General features: G+C 35.0%; 14 protein-coding genes, 1 tRNA gene and 1 pseudogene. 7 read left to right on the top strand and 9 right to left on the bottom strand.

Features of this window, described 5'->3' with window-relative positions; genetic code table 11:
• Positions 1-4: 4 nt before the first annotated feature.
• Positions 5-346: a hypothetical protein gene (locus ICJ85_RS05500; protein ID WP_188222774.1), complete on the bottom strand. Its 342-nt coding sequence runs from the start codon at positions 344-346 to the stop codon at positions 5-7.
• 351 nt (positions 347-697) lie between these two features.
• On the opposite strand from ICJ85_RS05500, the gene ICJ85_RS05495 reads away from it, so the two are divergent.
• Positions 698-3,595 carry a T9SS type A sorting domain-containing protein gene (locus ICJ85_RS05495; RefSeq protein WP_188222773.1) on the top strand — a complete coding sequence of 966 codons (2,898 nt, stop codon included), beginning with the start codon at positions 698-700 and terminating at the stop codon, positions 3,593-3,595.
• A 920-nt stretch (positions 3,596-4,515) separates the two neighbouring features.
• Here ICJ85_RS05495 and ICJ85_RS05490 read toward each other — a convergent pair.
• From ICJ85_RS05490 to rseP, 3 genes are all read right to left on the bottom strand, one after another.
• A complete protein-coding gene (locus ICJ85_RS05490; RefSeq protein ID WP_188222772.1) occupies positions 4,516-5,727 on the bottom strand; it encodes a site-specific integrase in 1,212 nt (403 codons plus the stop codon).
• Positions 5,728-5,861: 134 nt separating this feature from the next.
• Positions 5,862-5,935, bottom strand: a tRNA-Asn gene (locus tag ICJ85_RS05485).
• Between the two features lie 79 nt (positions 5,936-6,014).
• Positions 6,015-7,361 (bottom strand): RIP metalloprotease RseP, encoded by a 1,347-nt coding sequence (gene rseP, locus ICJ85_RS05480; protein ID WP_188222771.1) that lies wholly within the window; start codon positions 7,359-7,361, stop codon positions 6,015-6,017.
• 161 nt (positions 7,362-7,522) lie between these two features.
• Here rseP and ICJ85_RS05475 point away from each other — a divergent pair, with 161 nt between their 5' ends.
• The 4 genes from ICJ85_RS05475 (at position 7,523) to ICJ85_RS05460 (ending at position 10,768) form a co-directional block, all read left to right on the top strand.
• Positions 7,523-8,197 (top strand): SCO family protein, encoded by a 675-nt coding sequence (locus ICJ85_RS05475; RefSeq protein ID WP_188222770.1) that lies wholly within the window; start codon positions 7,523-7,525, stop codon positions 8,195-8,197.
• A 72-nt stretch (positions 8,198-8,269) separates the two neighbouring features.
• Positions 8,270-8,503, top strand: coding sequence for a FeoA family protein (locus ICJ85_RS05470; protein ID WP_188222769.1), 234 nt, complete (start codon positions 8,270-8,272; stop codon positions 8,501-8,503).
• The gene (gene feoB / locus ICJ85_RS05465; protein ID WP_188222768.1) at positions 8,496-10,595 is read left to right on the top strand and encodes a ferrous iron transport protein B; all 2,100 of its coding nucleotides are present in this window, start codon (positions 8,496-8,498) and stop codon (positions 10,593-10,595) included. The genes ICJ85_RS05470 and feoB (ICJ85_RS05465) overlap by 8 nt, the downstream gene beginning before the upstream one ends.
• Positions 10,596-10,633: 38 nt before the next feature.
• On the top strand, positions 10,634-10,768 hold the full coding sequence (locus tag ICJ85_RS05460) for a FeoB-associated Cys-rich membrane protein (RefSeq protein WP_188222767.1): 135 nt from the start codon (positions 10,634-10,636) through the stop codon (positions 10,766-10,768).
• 23 nt (positions 10,769-10,791) lie between these two features.
• Here ICJ85_RS05460 and ICJ85_RS05455 read toward each other — a convergent pair whose 3' ends face one another.
• Positions 10,792-11,457, bottom strand: coding sequence for a metal-dependent transcriptional regulator (locus ICJ85_RS05455; protein WP_188223131.1), 666 nt, complete (start codon positions 11,455-11,457; stop codon positions 10,792-10,794).
• Positions 11,458-11,559: 102 nt separating this feature from the next.
• Between ICJ85_RS05455 and ICJ85_RS05450 the strand changes: the two genes are divergently transcribed.
• A complete protein-coding gene (locus ICJ85_RS05450; RefSeq protein WP_188222766.1) occupies positions 11,560-13,803 on the top strand; it encodes a TonB-dependent receptor in 2,244 nt (747 codons plus the stop codon).
• A gap of 10 nt (positions 13,804-13,813) precedes the next feature.
• On the opposite strand, the pseudogene feoB (ICJ85_RS16685) reads toward ICJ85_RS05450, so the two are convergent.
• Both feoB (ICJ85_RS16685) and ICJ85_RS05435 read right to left on the bottom strand, forming a co-directional pair.
• A pseudogene (feoB, locus tag ICJ85_RS16685) lies at positions 13,814-16,010 on the bottom strand (ferrous iron transport protein B).
• 3 nt (positions 16,011-16,013) lie between these two features.
• The gene (locus tag ICJ85_RS05435; protein ID WP_188222763.1) at positions 16,014-17,036 is read right to left on the bottom strand and encodes a metal-dependent transcriptional regulator; all 1,023 of its coding nucleotides are present in this window, start codon (positions 17,034-17,036) and stop codon (positions 16,014-16,016) included.
• A 168-nt stretch (positions 17,037-17,204) separates the two neighbouring features.
• Between ICJ85_RS05435 and ICJ85_RS05430 the strand changes: the two genes are divergently transcribed.
• Positions 17,205-17,564, top strand: coding sequence for a YraN family protein (locus ICJ85_RS05430; protein WP_188222762.1), 360 nt, complete (start codon positions 17,205-17,207; stop codon positions 17,562-17,564).
• Here the strand turns inward: ICJ85_RS05430 and ICJ85_RS05425 are convergent.
• Both ICJ85_RS05425 and mfd read right to left on the bottom strand, forming a co-directional pair.
• Complete coding sequence (locus tag ICJ85_RS05425) at positions 17,555-18,916, bottom strand: TlpA family protein disulfide reductase (protein WP_188222761.1); 1,362 nt, start codon at positions 18,914-18,916, stop codon at positions 17,555-17,557. The genes ICJ85_RS05430 and ICJ85_RS05425 overlap by 10 nt on opposite strands.
• A 36-nt stretch (positions 18,917-18,952) precedes the next feature.
• Positions 18,953-22,294, bottom strand: coding sequence for a transcription-repair coupling factor (gene mfd / locus ICJ85_RS05420; protein WP_188222760.1), 3,342 nt, complete (start codon positions 22,292-22,294; stop codon positions 18,953-18,955).
• Positions 22,295-22,408: the final 114 nt, after the last annotated feature.

The raw sequence follows: 22,408 nt of genomic DNA, 5'->3' as shown, positions 1-22,408 counted from the left end.
CTTATTAAATCACCGTAGTTTCTTCAACTACTTGTTCTTCCATTTCTAAAGCCGGATCATAATATTCCCAGCGATGACTCAGTTCAATAACTTCCCCTGTTTCTTCAATTACATATTGATAAGGGGTTGTCTGTACTTTTCTGATACCTCCTTCAAACTGTGTTCCGATTAATGATTTAGCAGTTTCTTCATCAAACGTTGTGGCAACAAAAGCTGTTTTAGCAGTTAAATACGTCCTACCTGTTTCTTGACTTTTAACAGTCATTGCTCTGGACTGCACAATCAGTCCAAAGAACTCTTCACCTTTAGAATTCTCAGCCTTTTTAATTTCTTTTACAGTTACCATAATAATATGAATTTTAGTTATTGCAGTTTTATTTAAGCGGGGATACCCCGCACCTGCTAATAAAGGGTGGGGTTGCTGCTGGCAGTAGCCTTACGTATTTGATATAAAGCTCTTTGAAAAAAAAATCCATTCAGTATTAGAATGGGTTCACAGCTTATTATTAAGGGGTGGAATTCAATTTGTAAATCAGATGCTCTATCAAGATGAACTAGGTTGTTACATGTGTATGGAACTTTGTTACATATTTTATATCTATTCCATTAAATATCATCTAGATTTAAGTATCTATTTAAATCGCTCATAACGTGTTAGTTTGCTAAACTATTTATTATAACCATTAATTCCAATAACATGAAAAAAGTTCTTTGTTTTTTAATGCTCCTTTTCATTTGTATTTCCCCTGCCTTTGCTCAAAAAGGGGGCGACCTGATTGAAAGCTTTGGAAGTGGAGGAATGGTACTTAGCCCTGATGAAAAAACAATACACTATAAGGTTTTAGTTCAATCTGACGGCAAAATACTTGTATTACGAAGCCGAGTGAAGATAAATTCAAATGGTCCAGATGAAATTATTAGGTATCATATAGATGGTAGCCGCGACAATGATTTTGCTTTTAATGGTTATATTGATTTCGTAGGTACTATAGATGATTTTGCTATTCAGCCCGATGATAAAATAGTTGTATTACAACGTGACAAGATATTTAGATTTAATGCCGACGGAAAGAGTGATACTGGTTTCGGGAATGAACAATCTAATCCTAGTCATTCTATAAAACTGGAATTATTTCCCTTTAATAATTTACGATTTAATACTATTAGTTTGGGTCTTGATGGAAAAATAACTGTAGCTGGGATTTCCTATTTTGATAGTGAGCCTTTTTTAGTGTTTTCGAGAATTAACCAAGATGGATCTCTTGATTACGGATTATCTGGAACAGGATTTAGACTGGTGACTGGAATAGGTGAATTCCCAAAAGTATTGAAATGTGAATTAGATAATAATTCTCGAACTTTAATTAGTGTTGAAAACTATACGATACTTAATTTTAATTATAAATCTACTCTTTATAGATTTAAAAACAATGGTTCATTAGATACTAATTTCAATGGCACAGGTAAGGTAGTAAGTGAAAATAAAATTGCATCTTTTGCTTCCAATAAAAACAACGGAGCTATTGCATATGTGCTTCACCCAAGAGCTAATCCCGCACCGTTAATTATGGATGATTTAAAAATTTTAGATGCTTCGGGTAATTCTTTAGCCAGCTTAGATATAAATCTTCGTAGTGATGATTATTTAATTAGATGGGTTAAAAATATTACTATACAGGATGACGGACGTATAGTTGTTAGCGGAGAAGAAAGAACCCTTGAAGATCCTGACGAATATTGGTGGATGATAAGATATGCCCCTGATGGTAGTATCGATAACAGTTTTGGACAGAATGGACTTGTAAAAACCACATATGTTGCAGGGAGACATTTCTTAAATGACATGACATTTCATAATGGTAATATATATGCAACAGGCCATGTAAATATTGACAATTATGGGAATTTCGGTCTTACAGGGGTATATTCTGGGGCAGGAATATATGTTGGCTGCCCTTCTTCTCAAACACTAAGCACAGATACGGACAACTGTTTTGCAACCGCAGGAAATCTTGACCCAGTGGTTATTCCAGCTAACTCCAATATTAAATTGAGATATGAGATTTCACGCTATCAAGTTATTGATGAGGGAATTGGTTCTGCAAGTGGAAAGCAATTTGGGAAAGGGGCTTCAACAGTAAAATATTATTATAGCGATGGAACCGAAAAATCCTGTAGCTTTTCTATTAATGTAGAAGACAATGTATCGCCCATTGCCAAAGGGAAAGATATTACTATTGCCTTAGATGGCTCTGGTATTGCAAGACTTACTCCAGAAGAAATCGATAATGGTTCAACAGACAATTGTTTAATATCGAATTATAAAATAAGCAAATCGATTTTCAACTGTTATTTTATTGGTCCGAATAAGTTAACTCTAACGGTTATTGACGATAATGAGAATTCCTCAACAACTGAGGTTACGGTTACAGTTGAAGATATTACGCCCCCAGAGGCGAAATGCAAAAATATAACCATTGAATTGGATGCAACGGGAAATGCAACATTAATGGCATCTCAAGTTGATGATGGCTCCGTTGATGCCTGTGGAATTAAGTCTTATAATCTGAGTAAATCGTCTTTTAATTGTACTAATGTAGGAGAAAATGAAGTAATTTTGACGGTTACGGATAATAGTGACAATGAAGCTACTTGTACGGCGACAGTAACTGTTGTGGATAAATTACCCCCAATAGCATCGAGTAAAAATACAAGCATACAGTTGGATGCAACAGGTTCTGCTATGATAACTGCATCCCAAATTGATAATGGGTCCTCTGACAACTGTGGTATTAAAAGTTTAGAAGTAGACAAAACTTCTTTTGGATGTGCGGATGTAGGTCCCAATACGGTAATATTAACCGTTACCGATGAAAACGATAATGTGTCGACAATAACCGCTACAGTTACGGTAGAGGATAATATTAATCCCGTTATTAATAATCTTATTGCCAACCCTGATGTTTTGTCGCCTATAAATCGCAAGATGGTTCATGTTTCTATAGAGTATTCACTTCAGGATAATTGCCCAGGTACGACATCAGAAATCACAAGTGTAGATGTTATTGATGATGGAATTGGTGGGGGCGTATCGACTACTTCACCAGATTGGGAAATTGTAGATGCCTATAATGTAAGATTGCGTGCTGAAAAACCATTTAATGGAAACGGACGATCATACTTTGTTACCGTTGAATGTACGGATGCAAGTGGAAATAAATCACAAAAGAGTGTTGAAATAAAAGTAGAAAGTAATACCAGGGCTCCAAAGGGTAACACAAATGATGAAATTGCTGTTAAACAAATTAAATCTAAAAAACCAACCAAAACTAAAAATGTCTTTGCTATGGATCAATTTGAGGTTCAATTATACCCTAACCCAAGTGATTCTAATTTCATGATCAAGGTCAATAGCAAAAATGAAATTAAAGAGGTTGAAATGTATGTTTTTGATGGCACAGGGCGACTGGTTGAAAATATAAAGACTACAAACAGATCAATTTTAAGTTTAGGAGATTATTATCAATCTGGTATATATTTTCTATATGTTGTTCAAGGTCCGCAACAGAAGGAATTTAAATTAATAAAATTCTAAACAAATATCTAGAAATTTTAAAAGTAGATAAATTTTATCTATAGAAGAAGGAAGTTAATGCTATATTATAATATTAGACCCTATTTTTAAAAATCCAGAGAAAAGCATTAAAAATGGTGTTATTTGGATACCCCTTGTATTTCTTTAATAAAAGAAATTATAAAACGTAATTCAACAAATGACTTTAAGCCACTAGTTTAATTTATTATGTTACTTTCTATTCTCTTGAATACTAAACTCTATTATAAGCTATAAAGTTTACTTTTCGGCTACCCCTGCATTACCATTAATTAAATCGATAATTTTAACGATTTTTACTATCTTCTGAGTCAAGTTTAACAAAAAAAGTTACGTTATCTAACCCTTTTAAAATTAATAAGTAATAAATATATCGCTTTTTAATTTTAAAAATTATGTTTCAAATTTTAACATAATATATTAGAAAAAATAACTTTAAAAGTTACACAATATTTTGATTATCAGTTATTTATAATGCATGTATTTGTATTGAATCCATTCAATTTAGAATGACCAGCTGCGGAAAGAATTTGATGAAAAGAATAACAAGCAGCTTAGAAGTTGGATTATTATTTGCAGCCTTGAAATAACAGGCAAAACATAGCGAGGCGGTTTTCTCCAATAGGTTCACAAGGAAAAAGCGAAAGCAATAGCTTGGAGCATAACACATAAGTAATAAGTGTCCTGAATCAACAGGAAGTGTCGGTATCCGAGGTGGGTGTAAATAGATTAAAAACCTATGACGTACAGTATTGTATAAGCTTAATCTGAAAACAGAAAAGTAAGCCAACTGTTTACTGTTTCTGTAGACCAAGAAAAAACTTGGTAAGGGGACTTTTGCGTCTTTTTGGCAAGGGTTTTAAGCCACTTCTGAAAGATATTCCAGAGATAACCAATAAGTCTTAATCCCTTATTACAAACTTTATAATTGTACTGTGCATCTTATCCAGCGTTTTATAGTTAAATCTATCAAGGTAAATATTCGTTGTTTTATTTCCGTATTCATGACCTAATGCTTCTGCAATCATCTCGTTGGAATAACCTAACTGCTTAGCTATCTGAGCAAAACTATACCGTGCTGTATAGGTGGTAATAGAAATTGGTAAATTAGCTTGCTTCGATAAACGCTTTAAGTACTTATTGGTAGTCTTTATCCATTGTAATAGAATCTTTTTAGCTTCAACACTATCCTCTGTAATAGAATTAGATAAAATAGGTAGCAAATAATCACCATTACTACAGAAATTATTTAATATTTCTTTCGCAGGACTAAAGAGCTTCATACTATAATGTTTATGAGTTTTTCGACGCTGATATTCAATTCTATTACCACAAATATTGCCGTGCTTTAGATAAGCCATATCTGTAAATGAAATACCTCTTAAATAAAAACTAAGCATAAAATACTGTAACGCCTGCCATGGTGCTGAATTTACCTCCAGATCAATTCTATTTAGTTTAATAATCGCTTCTTTAGAAATGGCTCTACTTGGTGTTTTTTCAACTTTAACAGTAATATCACTAAACGGATAGTACGCTCTACCCACAAGCTTATGTTTTATAGCCTTATTATAAATCGCTCGAATAGATCTTAGATAACTGGCTATACTGTTTTGTTTTAATCCTGATGCCTTTAAATGATGAATAAACCCATCTAACAACTCGTAATTCAGTTCTATAAATGAAATATCCTTACCACAATATTTTATTAACCTATTAACAGCGGCTTGATAAGCTATAGCATTCCCGGTACGCTTAGCGTCCAGCATTTGTTTTATTAATTTATTAGCAAACACTTCAAAAGTATCTACAGCCTTATCACTGGATTTACCGTCGAGCATCATTTTTAATTTTTCAATTGTAAATTGATCATCAAGTATCAATAACGCATGCTGAATTTTATAATGCTCCTCGAATAATTTAATGTTAATAAGCTTTGCGTTGGGGTGATTTGTGCTAACCTCCCTTTTAGTACCATCCCAAAATAATTTAGGAATTGAATAGCCCGAATTGATAGTATAAACCTTCTTGTAATGTATAATTCGGTAAATAATGTTGTAATTACCATCTGATTTTGCTCGTCTGGTATCTAAAATAGTTTTGACATTTGCCATAATGTTGAATTGTTATGGTCAAGATTGTGCAAACTATGTGCAAACTAAAGCGCGAAGAAGTAACCATTTCATTCTCTTCTCTGGAAAAAAATAGCACAAAAAAAGCCTCACATTTCTGTAAGGCTTAAATTTTGCTCCCCCTCTTGGGCTCGAACCAAGGACCCTTTGATTAACAGTCAAATGCTCTAACCAACTGAGCTAAGGAGGAGTGTTAATGCGTTGCTTTCGCTAAGCGGTTGCAAATATAAGACCCTTTTTAATATCTGCAAACATTTTTTAAAAAAATTTTAATTAAAAATTGCTTTAAAGATATCATTCCCGTTCGCAAATAATACTAACGCTATGAGAATGAAGAATCCAACCATTTGGGCGTACTCTAAAAATTTATCTCCAGGTTTTCTTCCTGAAACGATTTCATATAGTAAAAACATGACATGACCTCCATCTAAAGCAGGAATTGGTAATAAATTTAAAACACCAAGCATAATCGATAAGAATGCTGTTATCCCCCAAAACACTTGCCAGCTCCAAAAGCTTGGAAATATATCGTAAATCGCTTTAAATCCTCCAACGCCTTTATATGCCCCTGTACTTGGCGTAAAAATGGCACTTAACTGATCCCAGTACGATACAATACGTTGTTTAAACTTAGTTACACCCACAGGAACCGATTCTAGTAACCCGTATTTTTTAGTCTCATAATTATAATATCCTAGAGCCTCTAATGTTTCAGGAGTTGATCTACCGGCATAAACAAGCCCTAACTTACCTTCTTCACTAATCTTCAAAGGCAATTCCATTTCAGATTGATCTCTCAATATGGTAGCAGTGACTTGCTGGCCTTTAAATTGATCCAAATACCCTTTTACCTGATCGGCATATCTGGTTTCATTACCATTCACTTTAACAATAATATCACCTTCTTTTATTCCGCTAGCCTTATTATGAGAGGTATCAGCAACCTGAACAATCACAAACGGTTCACGAAGACTTATAAAAGACTTTTCTTTAGAATCGATTAACTGGGCTAAAAAGTCCTCAGGTAAATGCACTACAGACTTCACTCCATCACGCTCAATAGTAACATCTTTACCAAATAAAACTTTCTCAGAAATTTCAGAATAGGTCTCTATAGTCTCTCCGTCAACAGATAAAATTTTATCTCCAGTTAATAATCCCGCATTATTTGCAACCGAACTTTCAATTAAAAGTCCGTCTTTAATGTTGGTATTCGGTAAAAACATATCTCCGTAGAAATAACTCATACCTATGTAAATTAAAATAGCCAACAAGAAGTTCACGGTTACCCCACCCAACATAATGATTAAACGCTGCCAGGCCGGTTTAGAACGGAATTCCCAAGGTTGTGGCTCTTGCGACATTTGTTCGGTATCCATACTTTCATCAATCATTCCGGAAATTTTAACATAACCTCCAAGTGGCAACCACCCTATTCCATATTCAGTCTCTCCTATCTTCTTTTTAAGCAATGAAAACTTTACATCGAAAAACAAATAGAACTTTTCTACTCTGGTTTTAAATGCTTTTGCTGGTATAAAATGCCCTAATTCGTGTAATATAATAAGTAACGAAAGGCTAAGTAAGAATTGAGATATTTTAATAACAAACTCCATATAACGTCATTCAATTTTTTTATGTCGCCCAAAAGTAAGCTTTTAAACCAACTTTAAAAAGACAATTGTTTAATCGCTTGGTTTTTAACAAGAAATTAAAAGATATTCACCGAACATCTATAATTTTCAATGTATTTTTGCATGAATCAATTTATTTAAAAATGCTATCGTTTTTCAAAGGATACAAGACGTTTGCTATCGTTTTTGCTATCATTTCCGTTATCATAATATCTCTTATTTATAACACATTGAATGTTTACCAGCCGCTACCTATTTACCAGCCGGCTATGGTTAGTACAGAATTAGTGGACACCACCATTCAATACCAAAAGAAATACCATAAAATCGCAGATTTCTCTTTAATCAACCAAAACAGAAAAAGGATTACCCAAAATGATTACAAGGATAAAATTTATGTGGCCGATTTCTTTTTTACGACTTGTGGAACGATTTGTCCGATTATGACCAAAAATATGGCTGATATTCAAACGGCCATAATGAAATACAATGACGTCATGCTACTGTCACACACGGTAACACCTGAAATCGATTCGGTTGAACAACTAAAACGCTATGCCATAGCAAAAGGCGTTATAGACCGAAAATGGAACTTAGTTACTGGTGATAAAAAAGAAATTTATGCGCTGGCACGGAAAAGTTACCTTGCTGTTAAGGACGATGGTGATGGCGGACCGTATGATATGATTCATACCGAAAACTTTATGTTAATCGATAAAAAACGTCAAATCCGTGGCTTTTATGACGGCACCAACCCGGAGGATATTGAGCGCCTACTTCAGGATATAGAAATCTTAAAACAAGAGTATGAGCAATAGTTTTTTAGCCTCAATTTTTTTAGCCTAAATTTTTACATTACTTTTGCCTCTTTAAATTCAATCTAAATAAGCTTGCAATACACTTTAGCACATCTAAAACGCGGCGAAAAAGCAACCATAACCGATGTTTCGTCTATTCACATTCCGCTAAAACTTTTAGAAATGGGGTGTTTACCTGGTAATACTGTCGAGCTTGTACAATTAGCACCTTTTCAAGACCCCATGTATTTGAACATTAACGGGTCGCATTTAGCAATTAGAAAGGAAACAGCTAATCATATCTTAATTGAAAAAGTAGATGAGTAAACAAATAAATGTCGCCTTAATTGGTAATCCAAACACAGGAAAAACTTCTGTTTTCAATGCCCTTACCGGATTAAATCAAAAGGTAGGAAACTACCCGGGGATTACTGTTGAAAAGAAAGAAGGTATTTGCAAATTACCACGTGGTGTTAAGGCACATATTATTGATTTACCAGGAACCTACAGCTTAAATGCATCCTCGTTAGATGAAAATGTAGTCATTGAATTACTACTAAATAGAAACGATAAAGACTTCCCCGATGTTGCTGTTGTTGTTAGTGATGTTGAAAATTTAAAAAGAAACTTACTACTATTCACCCAAATTAAAGATTTAGAAATCCCAACCATTTTAGTCATTAACATGGCTGATAGAATGGAATACAAAGGTATTTCTTTAGATATTCCTTATTTAGAAAAAGAACTAAAAACCAAAATTGCTTTAGTCAGCACCCGAAAAAAACAAGGTATTGAAGAATTAAAGCAATTAATTACCAATTATAAAGAGGTTTCAGACGAGCCTTGTTTAAACGCTTCAGAAGTCGATGTCGATTATTTTAACAGATTACGCAAAGCATTCCCAAACCAGTTACTTTACAAGTTGTGGTTGGTAATCACGCAAGATGTTAACTTCGGAAAAATTGACAGAAACGAAATTGAAGCTTTAAACGATTTCAAAACTAAAAGCAAGGGCGACCTTAAACGTCTTCAGCAAAAGGAAACCATAAAACGTTATCAGTTTATAAATAATGTACTTAAAGTTGGCCAAACAATAGATACTTCGCAAGCCAAAGATTTACGTACCAAATTAGATAGAATCTTAACCCATAAAGTTTGGGGATACCTTATCTTTTTCTTGATTTTATTAGTAATATTCCAAGCCATTTACGATTGGTCGAGCGTACCTATGGACTTTATCGATGGTACCTTTGCTTCCCTTAGCGAATGGGCTAAAGAAAAATTACCTGACGGTGCCTTCACTAATTTATTAGCAGAAGGGATTATTCCCGGACTTGGTGGTATCGTTATTTTCATTCCACAAATTGCATTCTTATTCTTATTCATTTCTGTTTTAGAAGAAAGCGGATACATGAGCCGTGTAGTCTTTTTAATGGATCGTATTATGCGTCGTTTTGGACTTAGCGGAAAAAGTGTAGTCCCTTTAATATCTGGAACTGCCTGTGCTATTCCCGCAGTGATGGCGACAAGAAATATTGAAAGCTGGAAAGAACGTTTAATTACCATATTGGTAACACCATTTACAACCTGTTCGGCAAGGCTTCCTGTGTATTTAATTATTATATCTTTAGTGATTCCTGAAGGTCGCTTCTTTGGATTAGGATATCAGGCATTAACTCTAATGTTATTATATCTTATCGGTTTTGGAGCTGCCGTAGGTTCGGCCTACATTTTAAATAAAGTTTTAAAAATTAGAAGCAAATCTTTCTTTGTTGTAGAAATGCCTAACTACAAATTACCTTTATTTAAAAACGTTACATTAACAGTATTAGAAAAGACAAAATCGTTTGTTTTTGGTGCAGGTAAAATCATATTAGCCATCTCAATTATTTTATGGTTCTTGGCATCTTATGGACCGGGAGATAACTTTAATAAAGCAGAAGAAATTGTTACAAAAGAATATGCGTCACAGAATTTATCTGAAGATGAATTACAGCAACATATCGCTTCATTTAAATTAGAACATTCTTTTATTGGCATAACCGGTCGTGCTATCGAACCGGCAATCAGACCGCTTGGTTACGATTGGAAAATTGGTATTGCCATTGTAAGTAGTTTTGCTGCTCGTGAAGTTTTTGTTGGAACATTAGCAACTATTTACAGCGTGGGAAGCGACGATGAAGCTACTATCAAAAACCGAATGGCTGCCGAGGTGAATCCTATTTTAGGCGGACCATTATTCAACTTTGCTTCCGGAATTTCTTTACTATTATTCTATGCTTTCGCCATGCAATGTATGAGTACTTTAGCAATTGTTAAAAGAGAAACCAATAGTTGGAAATGGCCTTCACTACAGTTGGTTTTTATGAGTGGATTAGCCTATGTGGTGGCTTTAATAGCATTTCAATTTTTAAAATAACAACGAAAGGTTTTATAAAATAAAACAGCTAAACACCTATGAACACCATTATTCAAAACATACTTGTTTTTTCAGCGGTAGCTTTAGCCTTACTATTTTTGATTAGAAAATTCTTCTGGAAAAAAAAGGCATCAAAAAAAGCCTGTGGTAACGACAACTGTGGCTGCCATTAAATCTAGAATGCTTTAAAATTGATTTAATCGAGAGCCTCTTCCTTAACGAAAAGGTTATTCGCAACAGCCTGAGATATGCTTATGGTCATCGTTCCATTAATTTGAATCACCATAGAATCATCAAAATCTTCACGGGATACTACTGTTATTTCAGAACCCAAAGCTATTTTATGCTTGTCTAGGTACTTTAAAAAAGAAGACGAGGTATCTTTCACTCCAACACAAACACCTTTAGCATTCTCTGCAAGATTAAACAACAGAATTTTATCGGTTTTCTTAATATCTCCGTTTTTATCAGGGATAGGATCTCCATGTGGATCATGTGTTGGATAATCTAAAAGCTTATCTAACTCGTTAATTAGTTTTTCCGACTTTATATGCTCTAATTGCTCCGCAATATCATGAACCTCATCCCAGGTAAAATTTAATTTTTCAACTAAAAACACTTCCCACAAACGGTGTTTTCTAACCACATCAGCAGCAATTTTTTTCCCTTCAAGCGTTAACGATACCCCTTGATAGCGCTTATAATTAGCATAACCTTTTTCCGCTAACTTCTTAACCATATCGGTTACCGAAGACGCTTTAGTCTCCAATGCTTCTGCAATACCATTGGTGCTCACAGTCATCGTGCCATATCTACCCAATTGATAAATAGACTTAATATAATTTTCCTCGGTTAGCGTAATCATGATTCTGAGTTTATTTATGACAAATATATATTAATCATTATATTAAAACTATTTTTAGATTAACCTAAATTAATCTTTATATTTGCAAAAACTTAATTAATGAGACCTCTAATTTTTTTAATAGCAATAACCTCAATTTCTTTAAACGCGCAACAAATAACGGGACGAGTTTTTTCAAATAACTTACCGCTCCCCTATGTAAACGTATACATTAAAGAATTATCAAAAGGCGCTATAACAGATGACAATGGTTTTTTCACAATACTACATGTCGACACTGGTAAGTATAACATATCGGCATCTTTTACGGGCTACAAAACGAAAACCAAAGTTATTGAAGTTATTAATGCAACGAATAGCATAAATTTTCATTTAGAGGAATCGGACATGCTTGAAGAGGTGGTCGTTACCGGCACTTTAAAAGCGGTTTCCAGACTGGAAAGCCCTGTCCCTGTTGAAGTTTACACTCCTACCTTTCTAAAGAAAAATCCAACACCAAATATTTTTGAAGCCTTACAGAATGTAAATGGTGTTCGTCCACAAATTAACTGTAACGTCTGTAATACCGGAGACATTCACATTAACGGACTGGAAGGCCCGTACACTTTAGTTCTTATTGATGGGATGCCCATTGTTAGCGGGCTGTCTACAGTTTATGGCTTATCTGGAATTCCGAATTCATTAATTGAACAAATCGAAATCGTTAAAGGTCCGGCATCCTCTCTTTACGGTAGTGAAGCCGTTGGTGGTTTAATCAACATTATTACCAAACTTCCAGAAAACGCTCCACTAGTGTTTGCAGACAGTTATATTTCTGGCTGGGGCGAAATTAACACCGATATCGGTTTTAAAGCTCAACTAGGACAAAGCACTAACGTTTTAACCGGGATTAATTACTTTAACTACAGCAATCCAATAGATAATAATAACGATAATTTTACCGATTTAACCTTACAAGACCGTATCTCTATTTTTCAAAAATGGAATTTTAACAGAAAAAACAATCGGTTATTTTCTGTAGCAGGGCGCTTCTTTTATGAAGACAGATGGGGTGGTGAAATGCAATGGAATCCAAGCTACAGAGGTGGCGATGACATTTACGGCGAAAGCATTTATACCAAACGTTTTGAACTCCTTGGAAAGTATCAATTACCAATTGAAGAAAAAGTATTGTTTCAGTATTCGTATACCGATCACAATCAAAACTCCGTCTACGGAAACACCCCCTACTTAGCAACACAACGCATCGGTTTTGGTCAATTTACCTGGGACAAATCGTTATCCAATCACGATTTATTATTCGGAACAGCCGCACGCTACAATTTTTATAACGATAATACACCTGCTACAGCACATGCTGATGAAATTGTTATTCCTTCATTTTTTGCTCAGGATGAAATTGCTTTCAGCGAAAAACATAATTTACTTTTAGGAGCCAGATACGATTACGATAAACGACATGGCAATATTTTCACACCAAGGATCGCTTATAAATTTAAACCATCTAAAAACGACATCTTACGCCTTAATGCCGGAACCGGATTTAGAGTTGTAAACTTATTTACTGAAGAACACGCCGCTTTAACCGGTGCCAGAGACGTGATTATCACTGAAGCTTTAAAACCTGAACGCTCCTATAACATCAACCTAAATTATTTAACGAAACTGTACACCAAAAGCGGTGTCATGATTGGTTTAGATGCTTCAGCGTGGTACACGCACTTTAGTAATATTATTTTACCAGATTACGACACAAATCCGAATCAAATTATTTACGATAATCTAGACGGAAAAGCAGTAAGTAAAGGCGTAAGTCTTAACATAGACGCTATGTTTAACAACGGAATAAAACTACTAGCAGGAGCTACGCTTCAGGATGTTTCTAAAACTGAAAATAATATTACCGAACAACAAATGCTTACCGAAAGTTTTACCGGAACATGGGCTGCAACTTACAAAGTTTACAAATACAATCTGACTTTCGATTATACAGGAAACATTTACGGCCCAATGCGATTACCTTTATTGGGAGATTTAGATCCTAGATCACCGAAATCACCTGTTTGGAGTATTCAAAATATTCAATTGACTTTCGATGGTTTAAAGAATTTTGAAATTTATGGAGGCATTAAAAACCTACTGAATTGGACACCTAATAAAGGCAACCCCTTTATTATCGCCAGAGCTCATGATCCTTTTGATAAACAAGTTGAATTTGACAACAATGGAAACGCATTAGCCACACCCGAAAACCCATATGCTTTAACATTCGACCCTTCTTATGTTTATGGTCCTAACCAAGGACGTCGATTATTTTTTGGTTTACGATATTCTTTAAAATAAAAGACTGATTTTAGAATATTAGACGCCACAATTGAGCTACCAAAAAGGTAACAATAAATCCTAAAATAACAGGCATCACAGAAGCCACAACAGTCCATTTCACACTATTAGTTTCTTTGTAAATGGTATAAATCGTTGTACTACAAGGATTATGCAGTAAACTGAACAACATTAGGTTTATGGCGGTTAATAATGTCCACCCTCCAGCTTTTAACACATCAGCTGTGGCATTAATAGAATCCAACTCAAACATGACGCCAGCGCCTTCTCCAACTCCAACTCCTGTCACTAAAACCGTAAGCATCAAAATAGTAGGAATTACAATTTCGTTCGCCGGAATCGCTACGATATATGCTAATAAAATCACACCGTTTAATCCTAAAAGAAACCCGAAACCATCCATACCGTTTATAGCCCAGGCTGCTATACTTTCATTACCAATATGAATATTAGATATCAACCAAATCACAGCTCCGGCAGGTGCTGCAAAAACAATCGCTCGCCATAACACAATTAAAGTCCGATCTATTAGCGACGTATAAATGGTTTTCCAAAAACGTGGTGGTCTGTACGGTGGTAATTCTAAATTAAAGGTTGACACCTCCCCTTTTAAAACGGTTTTGGACAACCCCCAAGATACCCCAAACATAAATGCCATTCCCAAAACTGCAACACCAATAACAGCTAATAAAGACACCAAACTGGATGAAGATTTTGGCACTACGGCTCCAATAAAAATGGTTGCAATTAATATTTGTGTTGGCCAGCGTCCGTTACACAATGAAAAGTTATTCGTTAAAATCGCTATGAGACGCTCTCTGGGGCTATCTATAATTCTAGCAGCCACAACTCCAGCTGCATTACAACCAAAGCCCATACTCATGGTTAATGCCTGTTTCCCATGTGCACCGGATTTATTGAATAGTGCATCTAAATTAAAAGCCACACGTGGCAAATAACCAAAATCTTCTAAAAGGGTAAACATAGGAAAAAAGATGGCCATTGGTGGTAACATAACCGCGATTACCCAAGCCACTGCCAAATACACCCCATCAATTAAGAAACCATCAAGCCACCAAGGCATACCCAGACTTGCAGCTCCACTTTTTAATGCTGGATGAATTGTATCGAGTAAAAGGTTAGCTAATAAAGACGAAGGATAGTTTGCACCTTGAATGGTAAGCCACAAGACAGTTCCTAAAATTAAAAACATAATAGGGAAACCAAACCGTTTACTGGTTACAATTTTATCGATTTTAGCATCCAGCCTAAAGCGTCTTTTTGAATCATTACTGCGCACGGAATCTTTAACAATATCGGCGGCATCGGCATAAATACTTTCGGTTAAGTTATCGTGAAATTCATCACCAATTTGCCAACGCAATTCGTTAGACAACTCAATGATATTATCAATATTATTTTGTTTCATTTAAATTTTATTTTTAAACAAATTCTCCTGTTTTTAGGGCTTCAATAATTTGTTTATCTCCTTCTAACAACCTAAAGGCTATCCATCGGCTATTAGAAATATTCGGGAATTCTTTTTCAATTTCAACCGTTAAGGTTTTAACGGCCTTTTCAATATTTTCAGGGACACTTTTAATGCGGTGTGGTTTACATATAATTTTACCACTTGCAATTTCACTTATGGTTTGAATAAGCTCTGGAATACCACGATTAAATCGAGCACTAGCCGGAACCACTGGAATCCCTAAATCGCGTGATAGAGTACGTACATCTATTTCAATAGCATTACGTTCAGCCTCATCCATAAGATTTAAACACAACACAGCTTTATCAGTAATTTCTAAAATTTGAAGTACTAAATTCAGATTACGCTCCAATCGATTAGCATCGACAACAATAACCGTTACATCTGGTTTTCCGAAAAGAATAAAATCTCTCGCTGCCTGTTCATCTTCTGAAGTTGACATTAAGGAATAAGTGCCAGGCAAATCAACAAGTTTGTATTTTTTAGTATTATACTCGAAACCACCTTCTGCACGCGTTACCGTTTTTCCCGGCCAATTTCCGGTATGCTGACGCAATCCAGTAAGTGCATTAAACACGGTACTTTTTCCTGTGTTTGGATTACCTGCTAAAGCCACAACAAAATCGAAATTATCAGTACGAACACCCAATTTTTTCAATCCGTCTTTATTAAAATGCTCACAAGTTTCGCAGCCACTATTTATTTTTGTTTCCATAATCTAATCTTTTTTAATCAGGATTTTAGCCGCCTGATCGTTACGTAAAGCAATAGACGTTCCTTTAATTAAATAAGCATTGGGTTCTCCTAAGGGATTAACCAAATCAATACTCACATTGGCACCTTTTACGAAACCTAAATCCAATAATCGTCTGCGACTTTCTCCTCGACTTTCGCGGGAAATCCCAATAATTTTAGCCGTTTCATGCTCATTTAAACTAGATAATCGTGCCACATTATCTTCAACAGCAACTTCTTTCTCTAAAGGTGCTACAGTTAAATTCGCAGCCACTATTGGAGCTAATTTAAACTCTTCACCTTCGGAAAGAAACACAATACGGGTTGAGTTATTTTCAACGACTTTAATCAAAGACCCCATATGAATATTTTCAGCTAAAATCTGCTTATAAATTACTTCAGGTTCGTCTTCAATATGCGTAATTCTACCCACGGCGCCTACTTGTAACAACGGCAATTCAACACCTTTTACCTGTGCCATTTTACCAGTTTTTGTTGGAATTGGATCTCCATGAGGATCGAATTTTGGATGTCCCAAATGCATCGATAATTCTTCAACCTCATCATGATTCAATCGATGCTCCATGGATTCAGCTCTATCATGCCATTCTATTTTATGAAATCCTGTTTTATCGGCTAAATAACGCTCCCAAAGTCTATGAACCCGAACAATACGCAACGCATATTCTCTACCTTTTTCGGTTAATTTTAAAATATCAGATTCAAAGTAAATTAAATCATTAACCGTCATTTTATTAATGGCATCAACGATTCTTTTGTTGCTAAAACTCAACATATGCACTAAGGTTTTCATATCGACCTTATTATTTGAGTTTTCAAAATGATAAAGTTGCTTTAAAACATCTTCTATTATTGTTTTCTCATTACTTATAAACTGATTCTTTAAAACCCAATACCATCCTTTAGCAGGTCTGAATAAAAAATACAAAAGACCTCCAGCAACAAAAAATACAAGAAGTGCCGATATAGGGTTATATGTGTACATATTTTAAATTTATGTTTTCAATTTACTTCAAAATCACAGACAAATATACTTTAATTTACACGATGTTAAAAATATTTTTAGACAAGACTAAAAATTTAAATTAAATTAAATGAGATAAATACAATAACAAATACCTAAATTAAGACCAATTATTCAACCAAACAAGGTATGGCACAACATAATGAATTAGGTAAAAAAGGTGAACAACTAGCAGTCGATTTTCTTTTAGAGCATGACTATACCATTGTAGAACGAAACTACCGATTTAATAAAGCTGAAGTTGACATTATTGCCCAACAACAAGATATTCTAACCATAATTGAAGTAAAAACCAGATCAAATACGGACTTTGGTAATCCGCAGGATTTTGTAAAACCCAAACAGATAAAAAACTTAGTTAGAGCCGTCGATGAATATGTAACTGAAAATCAATTAGATGTTGAAGTCCGTTTTGATATTATAGCCATTGTTAAACAAGGCAAGACTTACGAGATAGAACATCTAAAAGATGCCTTTTATCACTTTTGAGACGCCTTATTCTTCCCTTTATTCTTTAGCGATTCAAAATACAATTTCAACACATCGATATCGTCTGGCTTCGCAACAATATGCTTGTCTTTATCTAAAACAAAATAAGAAGGAGTTGCTGTTACTCCATAACTGTTGCCTATTTCATTATCCCAATAGCCAGCCCCATATACATGAATAAAATTGGGAAGACGTTTCACTACACGGTTCCAGTATTCAGGTGAATCTTCCAAGCCTATAGCAATTACGGTTATGTCTTCTTTTTTCTTGCCTTTAATGAAGGCTTCCAATTGCGGAATTTCATCTAAACAATGCGCACAAGTGCTATTCCAAAAAACCAGAATATAATTTTTGACACCCGTTAACTCACTTAATTTTTTACTACGCTTTACACCGTCTTTTTCAACATCAAATGAAAAATCAGGAGCAACTTTACCAATCGATATATTCCTGTATAATGATAAGCCATCAACCAGGGCAGTATCGTTTAATTTTTTAGCAATGTTAATTAAATAGGTATCTGAAATATAATTCGCTGTCTTTTCATAATTTAAATCTCGCATTTGCTCCCATAAATCAACCAAAAGCGTACGTTTAATTTGAATAGGTGCTTCTTTCATCGCTTCGCAAAACACATTGATATTTTCTTTGTAATTCGCCTCTCTGTTAATCGAATCGGTAACCACACCAAAAACATAATTCACCATACGTTCATTCAGGAAATTAGAACTTTGCAAGGTTTTATTAGTAAAATTAACATGATCGAAGTAATGCGTTTTTACGTTCTTGCTGTAAGTTTCAACATCTTCGTAATGCTTAGGAATATATGGTTTATTCGCTTTAATAAAGGCTAATGCAATGGTATTTTTAGCTAAATCTTCAAACCCTTTTTGAGCTTCTCGCTGCGTTTTAAAAATAGAAACTAACGCCAAAGTATCCTCACTTTTATCCCTGTAGTAGTTATTTATACTATGGGTAATCATGGACATGCTATTGGTATAGGATGACATTAATTTATTCTCGGAAGATGATAAAATCTTCAATCCGGTTTCAGAATTGAACGTTAAGCTGATATCTTCCTTTTTGTTATAAATAATATCGAAGTTATAATCTTCTTCAGGAATAGCATATACAATACGATACATCCCTTTGGTTACGGTAGAATCTAAAGCGATTTCAAAATTTCCTTTTTTATCTACTTCGGCGTGAGTAATATACTCTGAAATTGTTGGTGTCACCTTATACAACACCGCTACACGATAATCTTCGGGCGGAGTAAACACGCCTTTAATGGAGTGTTGCGCCAATAAAATATTTGAGATTAAGCCGATTAGAATTAAAAACCTTTTCAAAATTCAGGGTATTTATAAATTATTTATAATCAATTACTAAGCCATTATGGGCTGTATCGCTTTTAACGCTTGGTCTACGGTTTTAATATTATCAAAAGTAAGTAATAATCTTAAACCATTACGCGTTTGTTTCTCTTTCATTTTACATGCCGAAGGATGACTTTGAACAAACTGCAGCACTTTGGTAAAGTTTTTACTCTGGTAGAATCTACTTTGCTGATCATTAAGAAAATAACCAATAAACTTCCCTTGTTTCATAATCACTTTTTCGAAACCTAATTTAGCAGCAATCCATTTAATGCGGACACTGTTCAATAAATCGTGTACTTGTTTCGGTAATTCTCCAAATCTATCGATAAGTTCACTTTCAAACTTTTGTAACTCTTCCTCGGTTTTAAAACTGTTTAACTGCGTATATAAACTTAAACGTTCGGTAATATTATTTACATAATCATCAGGAAACAATAACTCAAAATCAGAATCAATTGTTACATCTTTAACGTATTCCTTCTCATCTTCATTTTCATCATAAAGGTCCTTAAATTCGTTTTCTTTAAGTTCTTCAATCGCTTCATTTAAAATTTTCTGATACGTGTCGAACCCTATTTCGTTAATAAAGCCGCTTTGCTCTCCTCCTAATAAATCACCAGCACCACGAATTTCTAAATCTTTCATCGCGATATTAAATCCGCTACCCAACTCTGTAAATTGAGATAAGGCTGTAATACGTTTACGCGCATCATCAGTCATTGCTGAATATTCTGGTGTAATAAAATAGCAGAACGCCTTTTTGTTGCTGCGTCCCACGCGACCACGCATTTGGTGCAAGTCGCTCAATCCAAAATTATTTGCATTATTGATGAAAATGGTATTAGCGTTTGGCACATCCAAACCACTCTCGATGATTGTGGTGCTCACCAACACATCGAAAGCACCATCCATAAACGATAGCATCAACTCTTCTAGTTTTTTACCATCCATTTGTCCGTGACCAACACCTACTTTCGCATCGGGTACTAAACGCTGAATCATACCGGCTACTTCCTTGATATTTTCAATTCTATTGTGAATAAAGAAGATTTGTCCACCACGTTCAATCTCATAACTTACCGCATCGCGAATGGTTTCTTCGTTAAAACGAATCACATGGCTTTCTATAGGATAACGATTTGGTGGCGGTGTAGTGATGACCGATAAATCTCTTGCAGCCATTAAACTAAACTGAAGCGTTCTGGGGATTGGTGTTGCTGTTAAAGTTAATACATCTACATTTTCCTTAATAGTTTTCAACTTCTCTTTAACCGCTACTCCAAACTTCTGTTCTTCATCTACAATTAACAGACCTAAATCTTTAAACTTAACCGTTTTATTAGCTAATTGATGCGTACCGATAATGATATCTACCGAACCACTTTCAACACCAGAAAGGGTTTCTCGTTTTTCCTTTGCGGTTCTAAAACGATTTACATAATCTACCGTTACCGGGAAATCTTTTAAGCGCTTTCTAAAGGTTCTGTAATGCTGATAAGCTAATATTGTGGTTGGCACTAAAACGGCAACCTGTTTACCATTATCAACGGCTTTAAAAGCCGCGCGAATAGCAACCTCTGTTTTACCAAAGCCCACGTCACCACACACCAAACGGTCCATTGGGCGTTCGCTTTCCATATCAGCTTTAATATCGGCTGTTGCCGAGCTTTGATCTGGTGTATCTTCATAAATAAAGGAAGCTTCCAACTCATGTTGCATATAGCTATCCTCCTTATATTGAAATCCTTTTTCTGTTTTACGTTTCGCGTAAAGTTTTATCAGGTTAAACGCTACGTGTTTTACACGCGACTTTGTTTTTTCTTTTAAAGTTTTCCAGGCATTACTCCCTAGTTTATAAATTTTAGGAGGTTTACCGTCTTTACCATTAAACTTGGTAATTTTATGTAACGAATGAATGCTTAAATACAATACATCGCGCTCGCCATACACTAGTTTTATAGCTTCCTGTTTTTTGCCTTCTACATCTATTTTTTGAAGACCCCCAAAACGTCCGATACCGTGATCGATGTGGGTTACATAATCGCCAATATCCAGATTGGTTAATTCTTTAAGGGTAATCGCCTGCTTCTTCGCATACCCATTTTTAACACTGAATTTATGATAACGCTCAAAAATCTGATGATCGGTATAGCAAACCATTTTGCTATCGGCATCGACAAATCCTTGATGTAATGATAAAATAATGGTTGAATATTGCTTCACATCTAAATTCGAATCATCGAAAATATCGTGAAAACGCTTGGCCTGCTGTTCGCTCACGCAAGCAATATAATTGGCATACCCCTTTTCGTGATTTGCGTTTAGGTCTTCAATTAACAAATTGAATTGTTTATTGAAAGACGGTTGTGGCGTGGTATGATACTCGATAACTTCAGAAGCATTAAACACTGAAGTCCTTCCAAACTCAACTATCGTAAACTCTAACAATTGTTGTTTTAACAAAGTCGAATTACAAAACAACTCGTTTGGTTCGGCGTGCTTTATATCTGAAGACAAGGTTTTAAATGCGTCTTCAGCCTTTTCGTAAAAATCATCAATACGCGAAAAACACAAATCGGCATTCTTTAAACACACTACTGTTTTCTGCGCAATGTATTTTAAGAAACTCTGTCTGCGTTCTTCTAATAACTTATTCGCTACATTCGGAATGATATTAATCTTCTTAATCTGATCGACCGATAATTGCGATTCGACATCAAACGTACGGATACTATCTACCTCATCACCAAAAAACTCAATACGATACGGCTCGTCGTGTGAAAATGAAAACACATCAACTATTCCACCGCGAACAGAAAATTCTCCAGGTTCGGTAACAAAATCAACGCGTTTAAACTGATATTCAAACAATACCTCGTTAACAAAATCGATAGATAACTTATCATTAACAGCGATCTTTAAAGTATTACGCTCCAACTCCTTTCTGGTGACCACCTGCTCGAAAAGCGCATCCGGATAGGTTACAATTATAGCCGGCTTTTTACGTGAATTAATGCGGTTAAGCACCTCAGCACGCAATAACACGTTAGCATTATCGGTTTCTTCTATCTGATATGGTCTGCGGTAACTGCCCGGGTAAAAAAGCACATCGTCTTTTCCACAAAGCTGCTCTAAATCATTTAAATGAAATGCCGCTTCTTCCTTGTCATTAAACACCATTAAAAACGGCTTGTCACTATCTTTAAATGCATTCGATATCACGAATGATAATGCAGATCCAACAAGTCCTTTTAAATGTGTTTTACTTTGAGAATTGGCAATAGAATCTTGCAGTTTTTGCGTTTGCAAAAGCTGTTGGTAGGTTTGGGCGATATCTGTTTTACTCACCTAAGTATTGGGTTTTAAGGCTACAAAGATACAGTTTACAATCTTTTTTTTTAAAGCTTTGAGATAATTTTAATTCTTATTATCTTGTTGAAAATAAGACACGAACACCATAAC

The sequence above is a fragment of the Aestuariibaculum marinum genome (assembly GCF_014596975.1).
In the GTDB taxonomy this organism is placed as follows: domain Bacteria; phylum Bacteroidota; class Bacteroidia; order Flavobacteriales; family Flavobacteriaceae; genus Aestuariibaculum; species Aestuariibaculum marinum.
The sequence above is the reverse complement of the archived record's forward strand: the minus strand, read 5'-3'. Positions and strand labels throughout refer to the sequence as shown.